Annotated in this window: 29 protein-coding genes; 15 read left to right on the forward strand and 14 right to left on the reverse strand. The window is 35.8% G+C overall.

Features of this window, described 5'->3' with window-relative positions:
* Window positions 1-182 precede the first annotated feature (182 nt).
* Complete coding sequence (locus tag ACTJIP_RS16765) at window positions 183-1,061, reverse strand: cupin-like domain-containing protein (RefSeq protein ID WP_077413288.1); 879 nt, start codon at window positions 1,059-1,061, stop codon at window positions 183-185.
* A gap of 262 nt (window positions 1,062-1,323) precedes the next feature.
* On the opposite strand from ACTJIP_RS16765, the gene ACTJIP_RS16770 reads away from it, so the two are divergent.
* On the forward strand, window positions 1,324-2,202 hold the full coding sequence (locus ACTJIP_RS16770) for a bestrophin family protein (protein WP_077413287.1): 879 nt from the start codon (window positions 1,324-1,326) through the stop codon (window positions 2,200-2,202).
* 12 nt (window positions 2,203-2,214) lie between these two features.
* Here ACTJIP_RS16770 and ACTJIP_RS16775 read toward each other — a convergent pair whose 3' ends face one another.
* Window positions 2,215-2,814, reverse strand: a complete 600-nt coding sequence (locus ACTJIP_RS16775) for a hypothetical protein (protein WP_228408580.1) — start codon at window positions 2,812-2,814, stop codon at window positions 2,215-2,217.
* Window positions 2,815-2,869: 55 nt separating this feature from the next.
* On the opposite strand from ACTJIP_RS16775, the gene ACTJIP_RS16780 reads away from it, so the two are divergent.
* The 9 genes from ACTJIP_RS16780 (at window position 2,870) to ACTJIP_RS16820 (ending at window position 10,529) form a co-directional block, all read left to right on the forward strand.
* Entirely contained in the window at window positions 2,870-3,490 is a 621-nt protein-coding gene (locus ACTJIP_RS16780) for a toxin-antitoxin system YwqK family antitoxin (protein ID WP_440704857.1), read from the forward strand.
* A 5-nt stretch (window positions 3,491-3,495) separates the two neighbouring features.
* On the forward strand, window positions 3,496-4,026 hold the full coding sequence (locus ACTJIP_RS16785; RefSeq protein WP_077413285.1) for an RNA methyltransferase: 531 nt from the start codon (window positions 3,496-3,498) through the stop codon (window positions 4,024-4,026).
* A 188-nt stretch (window positions 4,027-4,214) separates the two neighbouring features.
* The gene (locus ACTJIP_RS16790; RefSeq protein ID WP_077413284.1) at window positions 4,215-4,868 is read left to right on the forward strand and encodes a CBS domain-containing protein; all 654 of its coding nucleotides are present in this window, start codon (window positions 4,215-4,217) and stop codon (window positions 4,866-4,868) included.
* A 1-nt stretch (window position 4,869) separates the two neighbouring features.
* The gene (locus ACTJIP_RS16795) at window positions 4,870-5,736 is read left to right on the forward strand and encodes an NAD kinase (RefSeq protein WP_077413283.1); all 867 of its coding nucleotides are present in this window, start codon (window positions 4,870-4,872) and stop codon (window positions 5,734-5,736) included.
* 70 nt (window positions 5,737-5,806) lie between these two features.
* Window positions 5,807-6,877, forward strand: coding sequence for a class II fructose-bisphosphate aldolase (gene fbaA, locus ACTJIP_RS16800; RefSeq protein ID WP_077413282.1), 1,071 nt, complete (start codon window positions 5,807-5,809; stop codon window positions 6,875-6,877).
* A 90-nt stretch (window positions 6,878-6,967) separates the two neighbouring features.
* Window positions 6,968-7,822, forward strand: coding sequence for an acetyl-CoA carboxylase, carboxyltransferase subunit beta (gene accD / locus ACTJIP_RS16805; protein ID WP_047380112.1), 855 nt, complete (start codon window positions 6,968-6,970; stop codon window positions 7,820-7,822).
* A gap of 54 nt (window positions 7,823-7,876) precedes the next feature.
* Window positions 7,877-8,386, forward strand: coding sequence for a DUF6973 domain-containing protein (locus ACTJIP_RS16810; RefSeq protein WP_077413281.1), 510 nt, complete (start codon window positions 7,877-7,879; stop codon window positions 8,384-8,386).
* A 297-nt stretch (window positions 8,387-8,683) separates the two neighbouring features.
* Window positions 8,684-10,087, forward strand: a complete 1,404-nt coding sequence (locus ACTJIP_RS16815; protein ID WP_440704858.1) for a nucleoside recognition domain-containing protein — start codon at window positions 8,684-8,686, stop codon at window positions 10,085-10,087.
* A 49-nt stretch (window positions 10,088-10,136) separates the two neighbouring features.
* Window positions 10,137-10,529, forward strand: a complete 393-nt coding sequence (locus ACTJIP_RS16820; protein WP_047375971.1) for a hypothetical protein — start codon at window positions 10,137-10,139, stop codon at window positions 10,527-10,529.
* Between the two features lie 15 nt (window positions 10,530-10,544).
* Here the strand turns inward: ACTJIP_RS16820 and ACTJIP_RS16825 are convergent, their stop codons facing one another.
* The 4 genes from ACTJIP_RS16825 to ACTJIP_RS16840 all read right to left on the reverse strand — a co-directional run bounded on the left by ACTJIP_RS16825 (window position 10,545) and on the right by ACTJIP_RS16840 (window position 13,212).
* Window positions 10,545-11,429 carry a ferric siderophore ABC transporter substrate-binding protein gene (locus tag ACTJIP_RS16825; RefSeq protein WP_180564892.1) on the reverse strand — a complete coding sequence of 295 codons (885 nt, stop codon included), beginning with the start codon at window positions 11,427-11,429 and terminating at the stop codon, window positions 10,545-10,547.
* A 32-nt stretch (window positions 11,430-11,461) separates the two neighbouring features.
* Window positions 11,462-11,860: an ExbD/TolR family protein gene (locus ACTJIP_RS16830; RefSeq protein WP_077413279.1), complete on the reverse strand. Its 399-nt coding sequence runs from the start codon at window positions 11,858-11,860 to the stop codon at window positions 11,462-11,464.
* Window positions 11,861-11,872: 12 nt separating this feature from the next.
* Window positions 11,873-12,577: a MotA/TolQ/ExbB proton channel family protein gene (locus tag ACTJIP_RS16835; protein WP_077413278.1), complete on the reverse strand. Its 705-nt coding sequence runs from the start codon at window positions 12,575-12,577 to the stop codon at window positions 11,873-11,875.
* Between the two features lie 173 nt (window positions 12,578-12,750).
* The gene (locus tag ACTJIP_RS16840) at window positions 12,751-13,212 is read right to left on the reverse strand and encodes a hypothetical protein (protein WP_077413277.1); all 462 of its coding nucleotides are present in this window, start codon (window positions 13,210-13,212) and stop codon (window positions 12,751-12,753) included.
* Window positions 13,213-13,381: 169 nt separating this feature from the next.
* On the opposite strand from ACTJIP_RS16840, the gene ACTJIP_RS16845 reads away from it, so the two are divergent.
* The 4 genes from ACTJIP_RS16845 to ACTJIP_RS16860 all read left to right on the forward strand — a co-directional run bounded on the left by ACTJIP_RS16845 (window position 13,382) and on the right by ACTJIP_RS16860 (window position 17,029).
* Window positions 13,382-15,178: a DUF885 domain-containing protein gene (locus ACTJIP_RS16845; protein WP_077413276.1), complete on the forward strand. Its 1,797-nt coding sequence runs from the start codon at window positions 13,382-13,384 to the stop codon at window positions 15,176-15,178.
* 77 nt (window positions 15,179-15,255) lie between these two features.
* A complete protein-coding gene (locus ACTJIP_RS16850) occupies window positions 15,256-15,702 on the forward strand; it encodes a DinB family protein (RefSeq protein ID WP_077413275.1) in 447 nt (148 codons plus the stop codon).
* 48 nt (window positions 15,703-15,750) lie between these two features.
* Complete coding sequence (locus ACTJIP_RS16855) at window positions 15,751-16,353, forward strand: hypothetical protein (protein WP_077413274.1); 603 nt, start codon at window positions 15,751-15,753, stop codon at window positions 16,351-16,353.
* Window positions 16,343-17,029: a glycosyl transferase gene (locus ACTJIP_RS16860; RefSeq protein WP_077413273.1), complete on the forward strand. Its 687-nt coding sequence runs from the start codon at window positions 16,343-16,345 to the stop codon at window positions 17,027-17,029. Before ACTJIP_RS16855 ends, ACTJIP_RS16860 begins: the two co-directional genes overlap by 11 nt.
* A 33-nt stretch (window positions 17,030-17,062) precedes the next feature.
* Here the strand turns inward: ACTJIP_RS16860 and ACTJIP_RS16865 are convergent, their stop codons facing one another.
* From ACTJIP_RS16865 to ACTJIP_RS16890, 6 genes are all read right to left on the reverse strand, one after another.
* Entirely contained in the window at window positions 17,063-17,239 is a 177-nt protein-coding gene (locus ACTJIP_RS16865; RefSeq protein ID WP_175627168.1) for a hypothetical protein, read from the reverse strand.
* Between the two features lie 28 nt (window positions 17,240-17,267).
* Window positions 17,268-18,098, reverse strand: coding sequence for a DUF6625 family protein (locus ACTJIP_RS16870; RefSeq protein ID WP_077413272.1), 831 nt, complete (start codon window positions 18,096-18,098; stop codon window positions 17,268-17,270).
* A 64-nt stretch (window positions 18,099-18,162) separates the two neighbouring features.
* Window positions 18,163-18,345, reverse strand: coding sequence for a TIGR04149 family rSAM-modified RiPP (locus ACTJIP_RS16875; protein ID WP_077413271.1), 183 nt, complete (start codon window positions 18,343-18,345; stop codon window positions 18,163-18,165).
* Between the two features lie 75 nt (window positions 18,346-18,420).
* Window positions 18,421-20,037: a vitamin K epoxide reductase family protein gene (locus ACTJIP_RS16880; protein WP_440704859.1), complete on the reverse strand. Its 1,617-nt coding sequence runs from the start codon at window positions 20,035-20,037 to the stop codon at window positions 18,421-18,423.
* A 22-nt stretch (window positions 20,038-20,059) separates the two neighbouring features.
* A complete protein-coding gene (locus ACTJIP_RS16885; RefSeq protein WP_175627167.1) occupies window positions 20,060-20,839 on the reverse strand; it encodes a GLPGLI family protein in 780 nt (259 codons plus the stop codon).
* Window positions 20,840-21,144: 305 nt separating this feature from the next.
* Complete coding sequence (locus tag ACTJIP_RS16890) at window positions 21,145-21,765, reverse strand: endonuclease III domain-containing protein (RefSeq protein WP_077413268.1); 621 nt, start codon at window positions 21,763-21,765, stop codon at window positions 21,145-21,147.
* Window positions 21,766-21,798: 33 nt separating this feature from the next.
* Between ACTJIP_RS16890 and bcp the strand changes: the two genes are divergently transcribed.
* Window positions 21,799-22,248 carry a thioredoxin-dependent thiol peroxidase gene (bcp, locus tag ACTJIP_RS16895; RefSeq protein ID WP_077413267.1) on the forward strand — a complete coding sequence of 150 codons (450 nt, stop codon included), beginning with the start codon at window positions 21,799-21,801 and terminating at the stop codon, window positions 22,246-22,248.
* 93 nt (window positions 22,249-22,341) lie between these two features.
* Here the strand turns inward: bcp and ACTJIP_RS16900 are convergent, their stop codons facing one another.
* Together ACTJIP_RS16900 and ACTJIP_RS16905 are read right to left on the reverse strand one after the other, a co-directional pair.
* Window positions 22,342-22,875, reverse strand: coding sequence for a GNAT family N-acetyltransferase (locus tag ACTJIP_RS16900; protein ID WP_077413266.1), 534 nt, complete (start codon window positions 22,873-22,875; stop codon window positions 22,342-22,344).
* A complete protein-coding gene (locus ACTJIP_RS16905; protein WP_077413265.1) occupies window positions 22,844-23,506 on the reverse strand; it encodes a hypothetical protein in 663 nt (220 codons plus the stop codon). Before ACTJIP_RS16905 ends, ACTJIP_RS16900 begins: the two co-directional genes overlap by 32 nt.
* Window positions 23,507-23,517 lie beyond the last annotated feature (11 nt).

A 23,517-nucleotide genomic window follows, 5' to 3' on the forward strand; every position in this document is an offset into this window, starting at 1 on the left:
AATTAATCCAAAATTTAACGCTAAGAGGCAAAGAAAATTGATATTGACTCCTTTTATTTTCGTTCGAAGGCATTTCATTTAGCAACCGAAAGCTTTCTTCGCTGAGTGAAACGCCTTTGCGAACCCTTATCAGCAAATAAAAGTTTGCGTTCCCTGCGTTAAAATAATCTAAGGTATACTGTCTATTTTCCCGACTTTAGATGTTTTTCCAGGGCTTCCGAACTCTTTCTGTAAGCCCATTTTTGTTTATAGCTCACCCATTTGGCTTTGAAAAGTTTTCTCATGAGTTTATCCGTATATCTCATAATGAAAACATGATACAGCATATTGGCAAAGACATTCGGTTTATTGGGAAGCGCTCTCAAAGAAAGTGAAAAACCAGGCTCCAGATATCTGTTGAAGTGCCAGAAAGCTCCCGGAATAAAGAGTGCATCACCATGCTCCATAAAAATTTCGTACCCTTTGGCATATTGTAAAGCCGGAAACTTTTCATAATCAGGGTTTTCATAATCCAGCTCATAAACGGTATGAACAGATAAAGGAACTTTATATAAAAATGGTGACTGCTTCTGATCAAACAAAAGAATTCTTTTCTTTCCTTCAAAATGGATATGCATAAAATCACCCAAATCCACATCATAATGCATTAAAACATGAGCATCACTTCCCCCGAAGAATAACGTTGGAAGTCTTTTAAAAAACTTCATCCCCAAATCCGGATACGTAAAGTTTTTCAGCAGCTCAGGAAGTCTGTCTGTAATGATATAGAAAAAGATACGCAGATCTGAAGGTTTACTTTTTATAGTATCAATATATTCTTTCATTTTCATCCGGGCTACCGGAGCATCAGAGCTTTTCGCAGCATCCGCAGGTTTATTGTCATACAGCGGCACTTCCTGATCTCCCGCTTTTTCACGGATGTAAGCCAGATTCCATTTGTCAAAAGCATCCCATCGACTGGCAAAATTCTTAATTAAAAGAGGTTTCTGCTTTTTAAAATAATTCTTCTGAAAATCTTCTTTACTGATATTATTTACAATATCTACGTTTTCGAGGATCATGTATTTTGTATTTAATGCGAAATAAAAATAGTGTTTTTTTGAAACCTGAGAAAATTAAGATTAAAAGAGCAGGAAGCTGGAAGAGAGATGCTGGAAGTTAAGATTTGTCTACAAACATATATACCTCATTCCATAAAATCTTTTTATGGAAACTTAGACCTCTTCTTCGGCTTCAATAACTTCCCTCTTCCAGCTTCAGGCTTCTTTACTTTATTAGCAGAGCTCAGATGAAAAATTTATATTTGTGGTAACAAGTGAATTTATGAGAGTCTACAATACCAAACATTTCCTTAAAATCCTTTTCAGTTTACACAAAAGTGATACACTGAAGATTCTTTTTCCAAGTATGGTTCTTATAGGGTTGTATTCCTGGGGAATTCAGTATCTGGAAGTGGAATATCTGCACCTTACCTCAAAATCAGGAATCAGTAATGTGGGGATGATTCACTCGCTGTTAGGTTTCGTACTCTCGCTTTTATTGGTTTTCAGGACCAATACGGCTTATGACAGATGGTGGGAGGGCCGGAAGCTTTGGGGGAAACTGGTCAATGATACCAGAAATTTCGCTATAAAAATCAATACTATTCTTGGTGACAACCGTCAGGATGCTGAACAGATTGCAAGATATTTAAAATATTTCCCTCACTTTTTAGCCAAACATCTTTCTAAAGAATCTACAAGGCTGGCTTTGGATGAAGATTATTCTGAAATAGAAAGTTCATTAAAAAACCATGGCCCAAGTGAAATTGTCATCCTGCTCACCCATAAATTGAACTTATTAAAAAAAGAAGGTAAAATTTCAGAAATTGAAATGCTGTATTTAGACACTCAGCTTTCAGGATTTCTTGATGTATGCGGAGGCTGTGAGAGAATCAAAAACACTCCGATCCCTTATTCATATTCTTCTTTTATCAAGAAATTTATTATTCTGTACGTTTTCGCTCTGCCTATTGCTTATGTGATCACTATTGGTCTTTTCATGATTCCTCTTACTGTTTTTGTATATTATGTTTTAATGAGTCTTGAGCTTATTGCAGAAGAAATTGAAGATCCTTTCAATAATGATGAAAATGATATTCCAATGGAGACCTTAGCCCAGAATATTGAGAAGAATGTACATCAGATTATGAACAGAAAATAAAAAATCAAGCTTTTAAAGCTTGATTTCTTTGAGTTCGCCGTCCTGTTTTATTTCTACAAACTTGCTTTCCCTGTTGGCAGCCGAGTATCCATAGAAAAACGTACTGTATATGGGGGTTGAATACAGATAAGCTCCATACCCGTTATAAGCATTTGAAGTTCCTGTCTGCTGCTGATAGCTTGCCGTCGCTGTAAAATTTACGATCGTTTCAAGATAATATTTACCAGGTTTCAGTTTTTCGAATTTAAACCTGCCGTGATCATCCGTTAAAGCTTCCACTCTGTATTTAAAAGCTTCTTCAGACATGTACACCGTTGTTTTTTTGTTTTCATACTTCCTTCTCATGTCATAAAATTCCTCAAAATAAGGAGTGACAGGAAAAAGCATGATAACTGTTCCTTTGGGTGCATAATGTTTTTCTCCAAGCAATGGTTTGATGCCCCAATTGTTTTTTTGTTTTGTGGAAGCAACGCCTTCAATCGTAGAATTCCCGAATCCCAGCATGTCTCTGGCTAGTTTTTTATCAAAAAAAGCTTGAGGATAATATGTATTTTGTGCTCCCAGATACATAAATCCCCACATCAATATGAATAATGTGAATAATTTTTTCATAGTATATTTTTGAGTCAAATATAAGTATTTTACTATTTTTGAAATAAAAATAGCTATGAAGTACATGTTTCTATTGTTTTTTTCCACGTCTGCCATGATTATGGCACAGAAACCATGTGGATATAAAAACGGGTTACAGGAAGGATCCTGTAAAGAATTTTATGACAACGGGCAGGTAAAAAATACAGTAGAATGGGAAAAAGGAAAGCTGGACGGAGAGGCTATTTTTTATTATGACAACGGAAAAATGCAGTCTAAAGGAGAGTATAAAAAAGGATTTAAAGTAAAAGAATGGTCCTATTTTGATAAGAACGGAGTACTTACTTCCAAAGAGGCTTTCAGAAACGGAGAAAAGAATATTTATGATAACAGTCTTACGGCTACTTTTTATTCTCCAGCCGGCAAAATAACTGAAATTTCAAATTATAAATTCAATAAATTACAGGGTGAAAGCAAAACCTTCCATGAAGACGGAAAATCAGTGAAAGACATTGGCCAGTATGACAACGGCCTTGCAACCGGAAAATGGAAAGTATTTTATCCATCAGGAAAATTACAGCGTGAAACTGAACTTGCCAACGACAAGAGAAATGGCAACAGGGTTCATTACCGTGAAGACGGAAGCATAGAAAAAACAGAGGTCTATAAAGACGGAAAATTAATCTCAACAAAATAATACAATTGGTACAGAAACTAAAACTGGAAGAACTTAACAGAATAGATGTAGAAACATTTAAGAAGGTTGAAAAAATTCCGTTGGTCATCATTTTAGATAATATCAGAAGTATGCACAATGTAGGTGCTGCTTTCAGAACGGCAGATGCCTTTTTAATTGAAAAAATAATCCTTTGTGGAATTACACCACAACCACCCCACCGTGAGATCCATAAAGCGGCATTGGGAGCAACAGAAAGTGTAGACTGGTCTCATAAGGCAGAAACCAATACGGCGATTTCTGATCTAAAAAGCAAAGGGTACGAAATCATCGGAATTGAGCAGACTACCGGCAGCCAGCTGATTACTGATTTTACGATTGACAACTCGAAAAAATATGCATTGATTTTAGGAAACGAGGTAGAAGGAATCAGTGATGAAGTACTTCCAAATGTTGATGTATTTTTAGAAATTCCACAGCTTGGAACAAAGCATTCTCTGAATGTAAGTGTATGTGCCGGAATTGTAATGTGGGAATTTGCAAAAGCGTTAAAATAAAAAAAACTGCATATGTCCTTAGTAGACAGTGCAGTTTGAAATAAATCTAATAAAAAGTAAAAATGAAAGGCGACAAAGGTACTTTTTTTTTCCTTACAAACAAATTTTGATGGCATTTTTTTTGTTTCAGCTTAAAAAAAGTCGGGTTTTCAGAAAAAGTTTCATTTAATTTTTTATAAATTAGCACAATGTTTATCAAGGACTATATCTCAAAAGACTTTCCATGTTTTAGCCTGTCTGACTCCATAGAGTCAGCCAGAAATATGTTGGAGGATTTTGGATATTCCCATATTTTCATCAAAAAATCCCACCATTTCTACGGAGCTCTTGCAATGGACTTTCTGTATGAAGAAGATGGCGGGACTCTGAAGGATCTTGAACATCAGATTGAACGGTTCGCTATCCTGGAGGACAGCAATATTATGGACAGTATCCGTCTGTTTTACACCTTCACCAGCAATGTGATCCCGGTGATTAATAAAAATGAAAAGTATCTGGGGTATATTACCTGTGAAGATGTTTTTCAAGACCTTTCCCGTTATCCTTTATTTTCAGAAACAGGTGCTATTCTTACGGTAGAAACTCCTGCCAGAAAATATTCTATGACGGAAATTACCAATATCGTAGAAAGCAACAACTCGAAGTTTTATGGAGGGTTTATAAGCTTTATGTCTGAAGAAGTGGTCCAAATCACAATAAAGATCAGCAATGAAAACCTAGCCTCGATAGACTCAACTTTTGACCGGTACGACTACAGAATTGTTGAAAAATACTATTCTGATGAGAAATCCGATCTGTTTAAAGACCGATTTGGTTTTTTACAAAAATTCATAGAAATATAACATGAAGGCAGCCATATATTCTCAGAAAAAAGATCTTGATACTTTTTTATATTTAAGCAAGTTTATCTCTGAACTTGAAGCCAGAGATGTAAAATCTGTTCTGTATGATGAAATGGCTGAAGCACTTCAGTTCTCAAAAATTTTCGAAACCTTCAACTGTAAGCAGGATCTTCTGGATAAGGAAGTTGATCTGTTTTTCACTTTTGGTGGAGACGGAACGATTGTAAATTCTTTAACCTTCATTGAAGATCTTGAAATTCCTGTTGTAGGAGTTAATACCGGAAGACTTGGATTTTTAGCCTTTTTCACTAAGGAAGAAGCTTTTAAAGAGCTTGATTCCATATTAAAAGGAGATGTAAAAACAAGTCGCCGTTCCGTAATTGAAGTTGTTTCTCCAAAACTTGAGGGATCTTTCCCTTATGCTTTGAACGACGTTACTGTTTCAAGAAAAGAAACCACATCAATGATTACCGTAGATTCTTACATCAATGATGAATTTTTGAATGTCTTCTGGGGTGATGGTGTTATCATCTCTACTCCTACGGGTTCTACCGCTTACTCTTTGAGCTGTGGCGGGCCTATCATTTCTCCAAACAACGAAAATTTCGTCATTACTCCAATCGCGCCTCACAATCTGAATGTGAGACCTTTAGTGGTAAATGACAAAGTAGAAATAAAATTCAGGGTGGAAAGCCGTGTACCTCAGTATTCCCTTTCTCTGGACTCCCGACTGATCCATATAGAAACCGATAAGGAAATTATCATCAAAAAGGCCGCATTCCAGCTTCTTCTGGTACAGCCCAACGGTTTAAGTTTCTATGAAACGATCCGTCAGAAGTTACTTTGGGGAAGAGATAAAAGAAATTAGTAATTTCTTAAAAATGATTACCTTTACACGAAATTAAAACACCTAATAAATTTATAATAAAAAGTAAAACATGAGCAGAATTTTTCCGGCAGGAGTTGCCACAGGTCAGTTAGTTACTGATATCTTTCAGTATGCTAAAGAAAACAAATTTGCATTGCCTGCAGTAAACGTAATTGGATCAAGCAACATTAATGCTGTGATGGAAACTGCAGCGAAATTGAACTCTCCTGTAATTATTCAGTTTTCAAATGGTGGAGCTGCATTCAACGCAGGGAAAGGATTAAGCAATGACGGACAAAAGTCTGCAATCTTAGGAGCAATCGCTGGAGCAAAACATATTCACACTCTTGCAGAAGCTTACGGAGCAACAGTAATTCTACACACAGACCACTGTGCAAAGAAATTACTTCCTTGGATCGATGGGTTGATGGATGCTAACGAAGAATTCTTCAAGCAGACAGGAAAATCTCTTTACTCTTCTCACATGTTAGACCTTTCTGAAGAATCTTTAGAAGAAAACCTTGAGATTTCAGCTCAGTATTTCGAAAGAATGGCTAAGCTTCAGATGACTCTTGAAGTAGAAATCGGGGTTACAGGAGGTGAAGAAGATGGTGTTGACAACTCAGACGTTGATAACTCTAAATTATATACTCAGCCTGAAGATATAGCTTACACTTATGAAAAACTAAAAGCTATTTCTGACAACTTTACCATTGCTGCTGCTTTCGGTAACGTACACGGAGTTTACAAGCCAGGAAATGTAGTTCTTACACCGAAAATCCTTGACAATTCTCAGAAATATGTTCAGGAGAAATTCGGAACGGCTGCTAAACCTGTAAACTTTGTATTCCACGGAGGTTCAGGATCTACTTTAGAGGAAATCAGAGAAGCTATCGACTACGGAGTAATCAAAATGAATATCGATACTGACCTTCAGTTTGCATATACAGAAGGCGTTAGAGATTATATGGTAAACAATATTGATTATTTAAGAACTCAAATCGGAAACCCTGAAGGAGAAGAAAAACCTAACAAGAAATTCTATGATCCAAGAGTTTGGGTAAGAAAAGGTGAGGATACATTCTCTACAAGATTGGTGAAAGCATTTGAAGATTTAAATAACGTAAATACTTTAAAATAAGAACTGTACATTTGTACCGATGTAAAAAGTATTCATAAGAAATACATTTACATTGGTACATTTTACATTTATACATTAATACAAGCAAAAATGGCATTCGACTGGTTTAAAAGAAAAGCAAAAAACATTACCACTTCTACTGATGAAAAAAAGGACGTTCCCAAAGGCCTTTGGCATCAGACTCCATCCGGAAAAGTTGTGGAACATGATGAACTAAAGAGAAATAACTATGTTTCTCCTGAAGACGGATTTCATGTAAGAATAGGAAGTGCGGAATTTTTTGACATCCTTTTTGACGGTGGTAAATTTACCGAACTGGATGCCAATGTTGAAAGTATTGATATCTTAAACTTCAAAGATACAAAGCCTTACAAAGACCGTTTGAAAGAAGTAAAAGCAAAGACCAAGCTTACTGATTCTATCAGAAATGCTGTAGGAACCGTAAAAGGAACTGAAATGGTAGTTTCTTGTATGGATTTTGCTTTCATCGGTGGATCTTTGGGTTCTGTAATGGGAGAAAAGATCAGAAGAGCAATAGATTACTGTATCAAGCACAAACTTCCGTATATGATTATCTGTCAGTCCGGAGGAGCAAGAATGCAGGAAGCCACTTACTCTTTGATGCAGCTGGCAAAAGTTCAGGCTAAGTTGGCTCAGCTTTCTGAAGCAGGGCTTTTATACATCGCTTATCTTTGTGACCCTACATTCGGAGGAATTACAGCTTCTTTCGCAATGACCGCTGATATCATTATGGCAGAGCCGGGAGCACTGATCGGTTTCGCAGGACCAAGAGTAATCCGTGAAACAATTGGTAGAGACTTACCGGAAGGATTCCAGACATCAGAATTCTTACAAGAAAAAGGATTTGTAGATTTCATTGTAAAAAGAACTGAAATTCAGGATACTGTTGCAAAAACAGTTAATTTATTAGCTGTAAAAGCATAGTATCTGTAACAAAAACAATACAATCTCTCTCTAATTAGGGAGAGATTTTTATTTATGAGGACTTTTAAGATATTTTTCAATACCATCAGAAGCATGAGTTTTAAAAAGATTATCCGTCTTTTATCACTTATCCTTCCCCATCCTCTTTTTGCCCTGTTGAGCTTTCATGCCACTGTAAAGGCATTTACCATCGCTCAGAAAAGATTCCCTGATACGGCTTCCAATAATGGAATTGGAAATGCTTTCAGACATGCTCTTTGGTGCAGCTTCATTATGATGTACTGCTGTAAAATTTCTTCCCCTGAGAAAGCGCTTGATTTCTGCAAAAGAATAACAGACATGCATGAAGAGCTATTCCCGAATGAACCTTTGGAAACAAAAATGGATCTCCACAATAACAAAATCGGAATGGATTATTTTATGGAACTTCTGCCGGGTATTCACCGCCAGTTTTTTGAAAAAAGTTTTTTTGTGGATGCATTAGTCAAAAAAATGGATGATGCCAAAGTTCTGAAAAATCTGGATGATGATTTTGAAGGGCACCTTGTCTATTTGGAAGAGTAAATAATTCATTTTAAACGCTAAGGATCGCAAGGGAAATCTAAAAACTTAACGTATATTTTTTGTCCGCAAGGGTATTTCATTCAGCAATATTTCCTGATTGTGGTTATTTGCTTAGTGTTAAAGTCTTTGCGAACAAAAAATCATATTTATCTTCATTAGAAACTTGCGAACATTGCTTCAAAATAATTTGAAATCAGTAAACCATCATTAGTTCTCTCACTCCAGAATAACAAAAGACTTTAGTTCTTTTTGTGGTTTAAAGTATTTTTGATAAGTTTAAACAATTAAATCAATCAAATGGTTCTCAGCAGAATTTGGTCGGCTTTTATTATCATTGCCATTGCCATTGCCAGTATAAAATACGTTTCGTCAGGTCACTACAAAACCATTTTCAATGATATGGTGGTAGGAAAAGGAGGTGATACAGTGAAGATTGCATCACAACCGATGAACAGCCTCTCCCCTGTTGTAAGGAACAGCCTGATGAAAAAAAATGATTTTGCAGACAGCAGAATTCACTATAAAACAGATTCTTTAAAACAAAATGTAAATGTTTATCGTGTTCAGGAAGCTGATGGAGTCATCGGAACATCTGAAACAGCGGTGAAGATCTGCCTTGGCCTTATCGGGATCATGACCTTATTCATGGGATTCATGAGTATTGCTGAAAAAGCAGGAGGAATCAACCTTCTAAGCCGTCTGATTCAACCATTTTTCTCAAAGCTGTTTCCTGATATCCCTAAAAATCATCCCGCATTCGGACATATGCTGATGAATTTCAGCGCCAATCTTCTGGGATTGGATAATGCGGCGACTCCTTTTGGACTAAAAGCCATGGAAAGCCTCCAGTCTTTAAATCCAAATAAAGATACAGCCAGTAATTCACAGATTATGTTTCTGTGTCTCCATGCCGGAGGTATGACTTTGATTCCCGTATCCATTATTGCTATCAGAGCATCTATGGGCTCAAAGACACCTACTGATATCTTTCTTCCATGTATGATTGCTACTTTTGCGGCTACTTTGGCTGCAATGATTATTGTTTCTCTCTATCAGAAGATCAATCTGCTTCGCCCTGTAGTTATAGCTTATGTAGGAGGAATTTCGGCAGTTATCGCTTTATTGGTCGTATACCTTGTACAGCTGAGTAAAGATCAATTGGATGACTTCAGTAAAGTCTTAAGCAATGGTTTAATCCTGTTCATATTCCTTGCTATTGTGCTTGGAGCCGTTTACAAGAAAATAAATGTTTTTGATGCCTTTATTGAAGGAGCGAAAGAAGGGTTTACTACCTGCGTTAAGATTATTCCTTATCTGGTTGGGATGCTGATTGCTATTTCATTGTTACGAACTTCCGGTGTTTTTGATGTTATCATTGACGGAATGAAATGGGTTGCCAATATAGCCAATATGGATCCGAGATTTGTGGACGGGCTTCCGACAGCGTTAATTAAGCCTTTATCAGGTTCAGGAGCCAGAGGAATGATGGTAGATACAATGGCAACGTTCGGAGCTGACAGCTTCCAGGGGAAATTAGCCGCGGTACTTCAGGGAAGCTCAGATACTACTTTTTACGTGATCGCAGTCTATTTTGGCGCTGTAGCTGTTAAGAATACAAGATATACGGTAATTGCTATGCTTCTGGCCGATTTGGTGGGTGTTATCACTGCAATTGCATTGGCTTATCTGTTCTTTGCTTAACCTACCCCGCTCCTTTAAAAACATTAAACTCTAAACTTTAAACTATCATATGATTACCGATAAAGAATTTACCTTAAGACTCATCCGCCAGTTAACCCAGGCACTGGAAAAACTTATTCTCGATAAACCTGAAGAAAGTTTAATGCAGAAAGAACTGGATTTTGATACTTTGATGAGAGACATTTTCAAGATGAGCTTCACAGAAATTTCTTCTAAAACGAAGGAAGAAATGATTGCCATTGTCAATGAAAGACAGGAAAGAGATCACAAAGATTATTATGAGATGCTGGGAAATCTTTTCTACTTTAACAGCAGACATGATCATAACAAAGATTTTCAGGATAAGGCAAAAACATTCTACGAGCTGTATCTTCAGACCAGTGGTATTTTTGCACTTCCGATAATTAACAGAATCAACGAATTAAAAAAAGCACTTGAATAAAGTGCTTTTGTATTTTTAGAATGTAATTTTATAAGTTCCGGTGGAAGAAGTACTGGCTTTCTCTGCTTTTACATATTTCTTTACCCAGGCTACTGATGTAGATGATACACAAGGATCTGAAACACCTCCTAATCTTCTTGCAGACACCACATTTCCTGCTTTATCTACGGTGTAGGCAACGGTAATTGATCCACTTGCTGTACAGCTGTGAGAGGGTTGTGCTCCTCCTCTGCCCATTGTCCCGGGAATATATCCAACCAGCTTTCTGTCGATTCCTACTTTACTGTCTCCATTTCCGTCACCACCTAAAGGATCTCCTGCGTTTCCTATACCCTCGCCCGTTCCCTGGCTTCCGGCTTTTGTTCCTCTTCCTTTAATCAGGTTTCCAATAGCGGCATTTCCTTTTCCATCTCCATTTCCGGTCTTTGAATTGGCTGTTGCAGCCCCGGATTTCTTAGTATTTTTAGACGCGCTGGTACTTGTTGCTTCCTTTTTTACCGCTTTTTTTGATTCCTCTTTTTTAGGAACTGTTGCTTTTGAATTGTTTCCTGTGATAACTTTCTCCTTAACGTCTGCTTTCTTTGGCTCAGGAGTTGGTTCCGGCTTTACAACAGTTTTTGTTTCCGGGACAGGTGTTTCTGCGGGTTCAGGTGTTACTTCTTCTGTTGCTGCAGCAAGACTTCCCGGCTGTTCAGCAGGTTCTTCAATTCCTTTCCCATTTCTGTTGTCCCCAAAGTTGACCAGCATAGTAGTAATCACTTCAGGATCTTTGTCCAGTTCAGGTTTCAATTTATATAAAAAAACAAAAAGCAAAATAGCAGCCCAGATAAGAACAGAAAGCAAAGCGCTCTTTATCCTATCTTTGTTTTCTTCGTTTCTATTTGCTGTATAGCTTCTCATCTTAGCAGGTAATTTCCGGAGATCCGGATTTATTATTTATCTTTAACTGTTGCAATCGCAATATTAAACTTATGTTTTTCAGCAATTTCCATCACAAAAACAACATCTTTATGCAACGTGTTTTCGTCAGCTCTGATTGTGAACGATTGATTGGTCTGACCAGTCAATTTATCTACAATAATCTTCTCCAGTTCTCCTTTATTGGCAGGATTGTCATCTACAAAGAATGAGCCATCCGGCTTAATGCTTACTGTCACAGGATTGGGTATATTATCGTCAACAGCTCCGGCTTTCGGCAGATTCACATCAATGGCACTTTGATTGGCGGCAGAAGATGTGATCATAAAGAAAATCAGCATCAACAGGATAACGTCTGTCATCGCTGCTAAACTGAATTCCGGATTTGCTTTATTTCTTCTCTGAATTTTCATCGTAAGAAAGATTTATAAAGGTTTATTGATAAGGTCTAAAAATTCTCCTGACATATTCTGAGCCTTTAGTACAAATTTATCAATCCTTGTCAAAAGAATGTTATAGCAGAAGTTTGCAGGAATTGCCACTGCCAAACCTACCGCGGTCTGTCCCAAAGCGGTATAAATACCTTCTGAAAGTGTTTTCGGAGAGAAAGATCCTGTGGCATGGGATAAATTAAAGAAAGCGATAATCATCCCGATTACGGTACCCAAAAGACCTAACATTGGTGCAATACTTGGTACTACAGCCAAAAGATTCAGATTTTTCTCCATATTAGCAACCTCTACCTGGGCCTGCGCCTCCATAGCACTCACGATATCAGAAACAGGACGTCCCAATCTTGAAATTCCTTTTTCTAAAATTCTTCCTTCCGGAGAGTTTTGTGTTTTACAGTAATCTGCCGCAGCCTCTATTTTTCCAGCTTTAATAAAGTCTTCAATATTATTCATGAAGTTGGAATCCGTTTTTGAAGTCAGTCTTTTGATAAAGAAAAATCTTTCAAAAAACAGATACAGAGAAAATATTCCCAACAGCAATACCGTGACCATCACTATTTTAGCGAACGCTCCTCCGTGGAACATAATTTTCCAGAATGAGAACTCTAAGTTGTCTGCAGCAACTGCAGGGGTGGCGATTTGTGCAAATAAAATCTGAGAAAGTTCCGTTAACAGCATTAAATGTAAATTTTATTAAATTTCAACGACAAATGTAGTAGAATATTATGAATTGAACTCTTAAAAATTGCTTAAAAACAACTTAAAATTTGTTATGATTTACCAATAGCAAATTTCTTTCCAAAAATAAATTTGAAAAGAAATCCGGTATTAAAAAAGGATGAAGACGATCGTTAATCCTCGTCTACCTCAATATCATCCTGCTTGAATTCGCATTTTAATCTAAAAGGAATAGGTGTATCTGATCCGGTGTAGAAATCATCAATCGTACCCTTCCAGATGACCTGAAGCTCTCCTTCTTCATTCCTTTCGAAGAGAAGCTCATTGTCATAGATATAGGCATCTTCGTCATCGAAAAGGTCTACTTCTGTGTAGGTTTCTTCATCAGAGTCATTGATTGTGATAGTTTTTCCTTCTATTTCCGCTGATTCGATAGGAAAATCAAAAACTTCAAGTGAAAGCTGCGGAAAGTTGTACTGTAGTGAATCATCGTCTACGTGATCCAAACTGTCATCCGTAATAACTTCAACCTCTAAAAAATGTTGTTGGTTGCTGTAAACTGCCTTACAATAAGTATTTCTGATATTGTATTTTAGCGTCTCCTCCGGATGGTAAATTTTTAAAATCCCTTTCATTTTTTCTTAAAAAAGAACTGTAATAATATGATTGTTAAACGTTTTAGACAAAGATAAAAAATTGATTCAAAGTTGAAAGGATTTTGAAAATAATTTTTTAAAATCAACTCATACCATAAGTCTGAATATCCCAATAATACTTACTTTTGTTTTCATAAAGATTCTGAAAATGAAAAACATTTTATCAAAAGGTATTCTTGGATTAGGATTGATAATCGGGCTTGCTTCATGCAAAAAAACGGACTCTCCTCTTACCAAAGTAACCCCCAGCAACCTGGATTCTATTGCTTCCAACTATTATGAGCAATATCTTAAGCTATACCCTTTAGATGCTACATCTCAAGGAGATACAAGATACAACGACCAGCTTCCTATTAATATTGATAAAGATTTTATCTCAGGAGAAATCGCTTTCTACAATTCTGTACAGAAACAACTGGAGCATGTAGATTACAAATCCTTGTCTGATGAAGATAAAGTGGTGTATGATGTACTGGATTATACTTTAAAAGATAAAATTGAGGCCTATGCCTATCATCCGGAATATATTCCTTTTACCCAATTCGGAGGTCTACCGCTTACTTTTCCGTTGTATGGGAGCGGACAGGGCAGTCAGCCTTTCAAAACTGAAAAGGATTACAGCGACTGGCTGAAAAGAATGGAAAAATTCCCGGAATGGATGGATGCCGCAGCAGACAACTTCCGTGAGGGAATCAACAATAAGGTGGTACTTCCTAAAAAACTGGTTGCCAAAATGATTCCTCAGATGAAAGCCGAGGAAATCACAACGTCTGATATGGAAAAAAATATTTTCTACGGACCGGTTAAAAATTTCCCGAAAAACTTCACGCAGGATCAGAAAGATAAATTTTCAGCACTTTTTAAAGAGGCAATCACGAAAAAAATTATTCCGGCTTATACTAAAATGGGAGTATTTTTAGAAAAGGATTATCTTCCCAAAGCTAGAAATACAGACGGATACAACAGTCTTCCCAATGGCAATGAAATTTACAGCTATTACGTAAAAAGCTGGACAACTACGAAGAAATCTCCTGATGAGATCAATAAAATTGGTCTGCAGCAGGTAGCTATGCTTCGTGCAGAAATGGAAAAAGTAAAGCAGCAGGTAGGTTTTACCGGAAGCCTGGAAGAGTTTATTACTTTTGTGAAAACAGATCCAAAGGCAATGCCTTATAAAACGTCTAAAGAAGTTTTAAATGCCTTCAACGGTATTCTGACAAAGATTACTCCGAAACTGAAAACGATGTTCAATGTAACTCCAAAAACAAAGTTTGAAATCAGACAGACGGAAAAATTCAGAGAGGCCAGTGCCAGTGCAGAATACATTCCGGGAACTCCTGACGGGAAGAGAGCGGGTATATTTTATGTTCCGCTTCCAGATCCTACGAAATTCAATGTTACTTCAGGAATGGAGTCTCTTTTCCTTCATGAAGCAATTCCAGGACATCATTACCAGGTTTCTCTTCAACAGGAAAACACAAAGCTTCCAAAATTCATGAGATTCGGATGGTTTGGAGCGTATGGTGAAGGATGGGCACATTATTGTGAAACACTAGGTCCTGAGTTCGGTTTATATACAGATCCTTACCAGAAAATGGGATACTTGAGCGATCAGATGCTGAGAGCTGTACGACTTGTGGTAGATACAGAGCTTCATACGGGAAAAATGTCAAGAGAAGAGGCTATTAAATATTTCTTAAGCAATATTTCTTATGATGAAGGAGCCGCTGTAGCAGAAGTGGAAAGATATATGGCTATGCCGGGACAGGCTTTAGGCTATAAAATAGGTTCTTTAAGAATTCGTGAGCTGAGAGAAAAGTATCAGAAAGAACTTGGAAACAAATTCAATCTGGCGAGCTTCCATGATGAAATATTAAGCCAGGGATGTCTTCCTTTAGATGTTCTGAACAGAAAAATGGAGCTTTGGGCCCAAAAACAGAAATAAACTTATACTAATAAAAAGGGGTACGATTGAAAAAAGTACCCTTTTTTATTTACCCTTCTAAATAAACAAAAATTGATATGATCACAGAAAGCCTTAGATCTCTTTACAACAGAGATTTAAACAAACTAAAATCAGAGATAGAAGCCTATCAAAATGAAGAAAATCTCTGGAAAATTGATAAAAGTATTGCCAATTCTGCTGGTAACCTTTGTCTTCATTTGGTTGGAAATATCAATCATTTTATAGGTGCACAGCTAGGAAATACAGGATATATAAGACACCGTGAGCTGGAATTTTCATTAAAAGATATTTCAAAAGCTGAACTTATTGAAAAAATTGAAGCTACAGCAGCCATGATAGATTCCGTGCTTCCACAATTATCAGATGATGATCTGAAAAAAGAATATCCACTGGTTGTTTTTGAAAGCGCTATGACAACAGATTACTTTCTGATTCATCTGATTGCTCATCTGGATTATCATTTGGGACAGATCAATTACCACAGAAGATTATTGGATATTTAATGTCATTCATTATTTTTACAAAAACTAACTACCGAAACCAATCATGTTATGAAGAAAATTTTTGTTTTCGCTTCTCATCCTGAAAAGTCATGCAATGATTTTAAACAATATGAGGAAAGACATTTTGAAACTGAATTTATTTTCCTTGATAAACAACAAAGCTTCTCAAGTGCATTACAAAATGTAATTAAAAAAAATCATGAAGAAGACTTTGTTATCATTTCTACTTCTCAGCACCGTTTCAGCCCTTATTACACTGATGAGTATATTCAGAGCTGCATTAATAAAGTAAAAAAACTCGATGGAAATGTATTGCTTGGAGGTGTTTTAGGCTTTGAAAAAGTTATTGAGGTTACTGATCACATTTTTTGGATTGATGGTTTTAAAGGAGCACAATTCTTTATTATTTTCAATAGAACATTTCCTCTTTTCTTACAGAATGATGGGAATGATCAAATTCCTCTCGATGTATTTTTGTCATCAAACCTGGAGGATGTTTTCCTAACACACCCATTTATTTCTCTGTATAAAAATGATGGAGACACCCAATCCTTCGAAAACACTATTGATTTTCAAAACCTTAACGAAGATCCAGAAGCTCTTCTGGAGGAACTTTCTCAAATAAAAAAATACTACAGTTATGAGCCTTAATCATTTTTCAGATATAATGATTCCCACTTATATTATTAACCTGAAACACAGGGAAGACCGAAGGGAAAGTATTGTAAAAGAATTTGATGGAAAACCTGAATTTGATTGCCATATTGTAGAAGCCTGTGTACATGAGAAAGGAAATATAGGACTGTGGGAAAGCATTAAAAAGACTGTAAAAATTGCTATTCAAAATGAAGATGATGTCATTATCATTGTAGAAGATGATCATGTCTTTACAGACCATTACAACAGGGATTCATTTATAGAAAACGTCATAGAATCTAATGAACAGGGAGCCGATATCTTATCCGGAGGTATTGGAGGAGGCTTTAGATTTGTTGTCCCTATTACGGAAAACAGATTTTGGATCAATCATTTCTGGTGTACCCAGTTCATGGTGATATACAGCCGTTTTTTTGATCAGATTCTCAATGCTGATTTTGGCCCGGAAGATACTGCGGATAACTTTTTATCACAACTGACAGCTCATAAAATGGTTTTATATCCTTTTGTTTCTGTTCAGAAAGATTTTGGATATTCTGACATCACAGAAGAAAATAATATCAGTGGAAATATTGAACATTATTTTAAAACGGCAGATATTACCCTTCAGCTCTATCAGAAAAAATACAAACAATTGGTTTTAGTTAATAAAAAAGAGAGAACAATATAGATTCTCTCTTTTTTATAACCTTGCATAAAATGTTTAGCAACAGATTACTCCTGAAGGTCCGCAATAAGCTGTCATACTTCCGTTGTTTAGACACATCACTGCATTGCAGTTACATGATGTTGGGCCTGAACCAGCCTTAATAACTCTCATTTCGTTTCTGCTCATGTTTTTTTTTATAACATTCATGCTCATTTTTTGTAATTTTTTCATGGTATTATTTTTTATTAATATTATTTAATTACCAGTATATTCTGGTTGGGCTTACATTGTAACTATTAGGGATTTTTGAAGGTACTTTTTCGGGATTGTACACTTTTTTAAGCCAGAACATGTGAAACATAATGGCTTCATATTTATTTTTATAAATAATTTTTCCGTTATCAAATTTTACTCTGCCAGTGTAGCCTTCCATCAGAATAAAATCAAAATGGGTTCTGAGAATTCCATCTCTTTCAGCATTTTTCATGATATGGGTAAAACTTTCAATCTCAGTTTCAATTTCAAAAATAGGAATACCCTCTGCAAGATCATCCCAAACAAAGTTGCATTCATCAAAACAGAAATGATCCGGCATAGAAAACACTTTTTTATAATCTTTACTTCTTTTGAAAAATGTATTTAATAGCTGGTTATTTCTGTACAGCCCAAAACAGCCGGTAGTATAATCATCTCTTACACTGATATAATCATAACTATCGAGAAATTCATTGGAAAAAAAAGCTCTTATATCTCCATAAATAAGATCAAGATCGCAATGTCCCCAGAAGTCATATCCTTCTATCAATTCAGGGAACATAAAGCCATAAGCCGGCTTAAAATCGCACAATTTATAAGGATAATCAATATTAATGGTAAACCCGAGCTTATTTGAGGTTTCATCAATGATATTATCCAGGCTTTTATGAATTATTTTAACATTGTCAGGAACATTTTTTACCGGTTCGGTATTATCCGTAATAATGATAAAATCTACAGTTGGATTAAAAGCACAAGAATGCAGATAATAGGGCATATACCATGGGTATTTGCCATACCAACAGGTAATTAAAACTAAACTTGGTGTCTTCATAGGTAAAAAAATTCTGTAATTGCAGAATTGCAATTACAGAAAAAATATAAGTTATTTTGTTTGACTAGCAGCATTTTGCTGGCCATCCACCACCACATACAGCTCTCATACTATTCATATAACAGTACTGTGAGTTACAGTTACAAGTTCCTGGCTCACCTCCTGAACCAGCTTTGATTACTCTCATTTCGTTTCTGCTCATTTCGTTTTTCATAGCATTTAAGCTCAACTTTTGTAATTTTTTCATAGAAATTTGTTTTAATTGTTTGCCTACTCTTTAGATTTTCAGCTTCCTCTTTTATAATTATTATAATAATTTCTTTTAGTTATATTGAATTTCCATTTCTTCCACAGAATCAAACTGCTCATTCCATTCATCTTCAATAAGATCCGGCATAAATACTTCCATGTATTTTTTATTCAGCCTTACGGGATACTCATAATCATTGATAAAGTAATGTGGCGTAAAAAACAGATTGTTTTGTAAATTCTCATAAGAGACAGAAACCAGTTTATTCAATAAAAATGTTCTGTTTTCCAGAGTAGCACTATATTTTTTCAGCCATTTCCCTGCATCTCGGTGGCTATACCAATCATGAAGTGCCTCAATAAATTTCTGTTCGCCTTTTGTTAGGTATATATTCAGTAATTGAATCAGCATTTCTTCTACTTCTGCTGTTACAACTCCTGTCATATTAAACCTGATTTTGATGTTGACCTTATCTTTATATTGATTGTAAATTTTTTGCAAAAAATCATGCGCTTCTCTACAGTATCCACACAAAGGACTTGTAATAAAAGTAATAGTTACAGGAGCATTTGGATTCCCCAGTAAGATAGGTTCAGCTTTTAAAATAAGAGGTTCTGTGCTTGTCAGAATATTTTTGAAATAAGGATAATGTCTTATGTATCTTGAGTCAAACTCTGCGTCTTTTTTTAATTTTCCATAGTTTATTAAGGCTTTTTTAATTAAAAAGTACGTTCCTGCAAAAGCAATTATTACCGCAGCCAAGATCAAAACTATTGAAAGATCAAGATGCATGTTATTTAAAATTCCTGTCGTATTAAATGCTAGATAAATAAGCTGCGTATAGATGACCCCAATAATACTTAAACATATCGGACACCACTTCTTCTCTACTTTCATCTGAAAATAAACAGAATACAATGTAAACGGAATACATGCCAGCAAAGAAACAGCAATCAGAAAATAATAGTTGTTGATAAACTCATGATTGAGAACAAGCAATGAGAAAAGTTGAGTTCCAAAAAGAAAAACACTGAGATCGCTCAATTTGAACCCCGCAATCTTCCCTTTTTCAGAATTAATGATCTGGCTGCAACTTGATTTCTCACTACCATCACAAAACTGTGCAGAAAAACCTGACTCCAGCCCTAACTCTGTTTTTATGGCTTCAAAGGAAAAGAGTAAGCCCAGCATGGTAATAGCTCCAAAACCACTTAAAAACCATCCCCCGATAAAATACAACATCACAAATACCGCAGAAAAGATAAATGCTGGTAGCAGTTTGTTATAAAAAGAATTGGCTGATTTTGCGACCTCCCCATTGTTTTCAGCGGCCAGGACTGCTCCTGTCCATAAACTTTGTATTTCAGAAAGGAGAATGTTTTTTTGGACTCCTTCCTGATCAGTATATAAAATACTTTGCCCCTTTTTTTCAATATAGGATAAAATCAAATGCCTGTTTCCTACATCTAATATGGTAAGAAAAGTATCTGGTAAATGATCAAAATCTTCAAAACCTATTGTAAAAGCCCCATTGGGAATACCAAAAAAGCCAAGAGCATCACTGAAAGCCAATAGACTCGGTGTTTCCGGATGAGATTCTACCTGATAGATATAATCATTCTTATCAATCTTTATATCAATTGATTTCAGATATAAAAAAACTGCATTAATTTCTTTTCTTAGTTCCATGGTTATAGTTGAGTTATTTATACTATTTCTCTATAGTATTATCATTATCCCTGTAATATTTTTTTATTGCTTCAGCCTGATGATTCATCCTGCTCATAACCTCTTCATTTTTAGAGATATCAGACATGCTTTGCATCAGAAAAGGCAGCGGATCTTTGATAAAGTTTGCTTTATTTTTAATGTAGCCTTCTTTTGGCATCACAGCCTCATCCATTATTGATTCGGTGAACAGTTTGGATCGTACATTTTTTTTACTTCCTATGAATTTCCAGTGATATTCATTATCAGTATCGCTTAGTTCTACGATCAGCCCCGGAAGCCCCATAAAAATATAGGGACCATCAAAAACAGGGATCTCCTGAGTAAACCAGGCTATCCAATGTCTTCCTCCATAGTCTGTCTCTGCCTTTTGTACCTGCAGTGTTCCTATGATTCTGTTCTCTGATGAAAGTTTCCATTGAATGTCAACCGGCTCTTTATAAGAAATAGTCCCTATGAACAAATCATCTTTTACAGTAACCAATGGAGTTTCGAGGTCTTTTACCACTTTAAAGTTCATGGTTTCCAATGATAAAACGGGCAAATAAGCCTGTGCGGCCAATAGAGAGTCTGACTCGTATTTTTCTTTTCGTATGAAGACGGACCCTTTTTCAAGGCTGTCCAAGTAGAAAATATCTTTCTTAAAAGCTTTATTTTTTGTAGAAGGTTTATAAGTAAGTTCATAGTAAAAACGATGAACCTGCCCAGTACAGGCACAGGAAAATAAAATTACAAAAAAAACGAAAAGATTAACTTTTTTCATTTTGGTCTTCATGGTACTGAGCCAAATATATCTCTTTTTGTGGAAATACAATACTTCTGAAGTTATTTACAGCAAAGAAAATTTTGAAAATAATTCTATTGTCTCTAAATGATATTATAAATCAAATAGATAACTCCTTTTTCTGAGAAAAAAAAGTTTTTTAATAAAATTTATAAATATCCTTTATTGGTGAAAAAAAAAAGCAAAAAAAACATTATGGAATAAAAAAAAACACCACAAAATGGTGTTTATATGACCCGATTCGCAACTAAAAACAGTTGTAAAAATCTTAAATAATGTTAAAATTATTTTTCAAACATCATTTTCGTAATAAAATCCTTCTCTCCTTTTCCTCTTGCCGGAGAATATTCTCTTCCATAAAAAATGATCTGAAGATGAAGTTTATTCCATACCTCTTCAGGGAATAAACTCTTGGCATCACGCTCTGTTTCCACAACATTTTTTCCTGAAGTAAGTTTCCATTGTGTCATCAGACGGTGAATATGTGTATCTACAGGAAAAGCAGGAAATCCGAATCCCTGGCTCATTACTACTGAAGCCGTTTTGTGTCCTACTCCCGGAAGTGCTTCCAGTTCTTCATAAGTCTGGGGAACAATACCGTTGTGCCTTTCCAATAGAAGTTCAGCCATTTTTTTCAGGTTTTTGGCTTTGGTATTGGATAATCCTATTTCTTTGATTAATTCTTTGATTTCAAATTCTTCCAGCTTCGCCATTCTTTGTGGTGTTCCTGCTACTGCAAAAAGATCAGGGGTAACCTGGTTTACTTTTTTATCTGTTGTTTGTGCAGAAAGTGCTACGGCAACCATCAATGTATACGGATCAGTGTGATCTAACGGGATAGGCGTTGTAGGATATAATTTCTCCAGTTCTATCTGAACGAGCTCAGCTCTTTGTTTTTTTGTCATGTAACCCTTAAATTTGAACAAAATTAAATCATTATGCTGAAAGTTGGAGATAAATTACCTGAATTTGAAGAACTCAACCAAGACGGAGAAACAGTAGCCTCATCAAAATTAATTGGAAAAAAACTAGTGGTTTTCTTTTATCCACAAGCGAATACGCCAACCTGTACGGTGGAAGCCTGCAACCTGAGTGATAACTATACTAAGCTTAAAAAAGCGGGATTCCAATTATTGGGAATAAGCGGTGATTCTGTAAAAAAACAAAAGAATTTTCACAGCAAATTTGCCTTTCCTTATGATCTGATTGCGGATGAAAACCGTAATATCATTGAAAAATTCGGGGTATGGCAGGAGAAAAAAACATTTGGAAAAACCTATATGGGAATTGTAAGAACCACTTTTATTTTTGATGAAAATGGTATCTGCACAAGAGTCATTGAAAAAGTGACTTCAAAGACTGCTGCTGAGCAGATTCTGGAGGGATAATTTCTCTTTTGAAATACAGATATCACAACTATTTTCACAAATAACACAATTATGTATCTGTGTTATTTGTGAAAATAAATTTTTATGTATTTATTATTCTGTTTCGTAATAGTTTAATTCTTCTGTTTCTCCGGGAAGAGTTACAAAATTTTTAAATCTTAGTCCCAATTTTTCGATCAGTTTTTGGGAAGAAACGTTATCTTTTGAAATGATAGCCGATATTTTTAACAGTCCAAAATCATCCATCCCAATGGATTTGACCTTCTGAGCCGCTTCAAAAGCATATCCTTTGCCTTCAAACTCTTCCAGTAGAGAATATCCTATATCTACAATATCCAGACCTTCTCTTTCAAAGATTCCTACTGCTCCTACTTTTTCATTCCCTTCTTTAGTTACTAAAAGATAGTTCCCAAATCCCAGTCTTTCAATCTGTGGAGCAAATCTGTTCAGTATATAATTTTCGGCATCTTCAATGCTATTGACATTACGGTTGCCGATATGTTGAATAAATTTGGGTCTGTTGTAAAGCTCAAAGATAAAATCACTGTCTTCACGGGACATCGGGCGAAGTATTAATCGTTCCGTTTCATAGGTATTATCTGCGCTTGGGTGTTTTTTTAGGCTCATCTTTCTTTGGTTCTTCTTTTTTTTCGATTTTTAAAAGTCTCGGATTATTAGCACATTTTTTATTGTAAAGCTCAATATAGGTTCCATTGTCCTTCACATTACTTACTGCGCCTGTTGATTTATTTACAGTCACTGTATAATGTGTTTTTTGGTAAGGACACTCCTTTGAGGTCAGTTTTCCAAGGTCCAGATAATAGTTTGATTTGTCTTCATGATAATTACCTGCAAGGTCTTTGAATTCTTCATCCACCATATATCCTTCGGCAGCCAGCATTACAGCAGCTTCCTGAGCATTATCAATCCGGTCTATAAACTTCTTAAGTCCCTCAACATCGGCAACATAATTGATTTTACCGCCTTCTGAATAAGCAATATAATAAAAGCTGTCTTCACTAGGGAAGAGATTAAATCCGGAGAACTGAGGGGTATAATCCAGTTTACCCGAAACCTTTATTTCCTCCCCTTTTCCATAGCTGTTATATACCAAAATCCATGAGTCTACCCTATTGCTTGGGTTGATCTGCTGTAAAATATTCGGGATGCTTGAAAATTTTTTCTTCTCCTGAGAAAATCCTAAGATTCCCAAAAGTAAAAATGTAAGAATTGTAATTCGGGTTGCGGCTTTACTCATAATTTAAAAAT

It is taken from the genome of Chryseobacterium sp. 22543 (genome assembly GCF_052044565.1).
Taxonomy (GTDB): Bacteria; Bacteroidota; Bacteroidia; order Flavobacteriales; family Weeksellaceae; genus Chryseobacterium.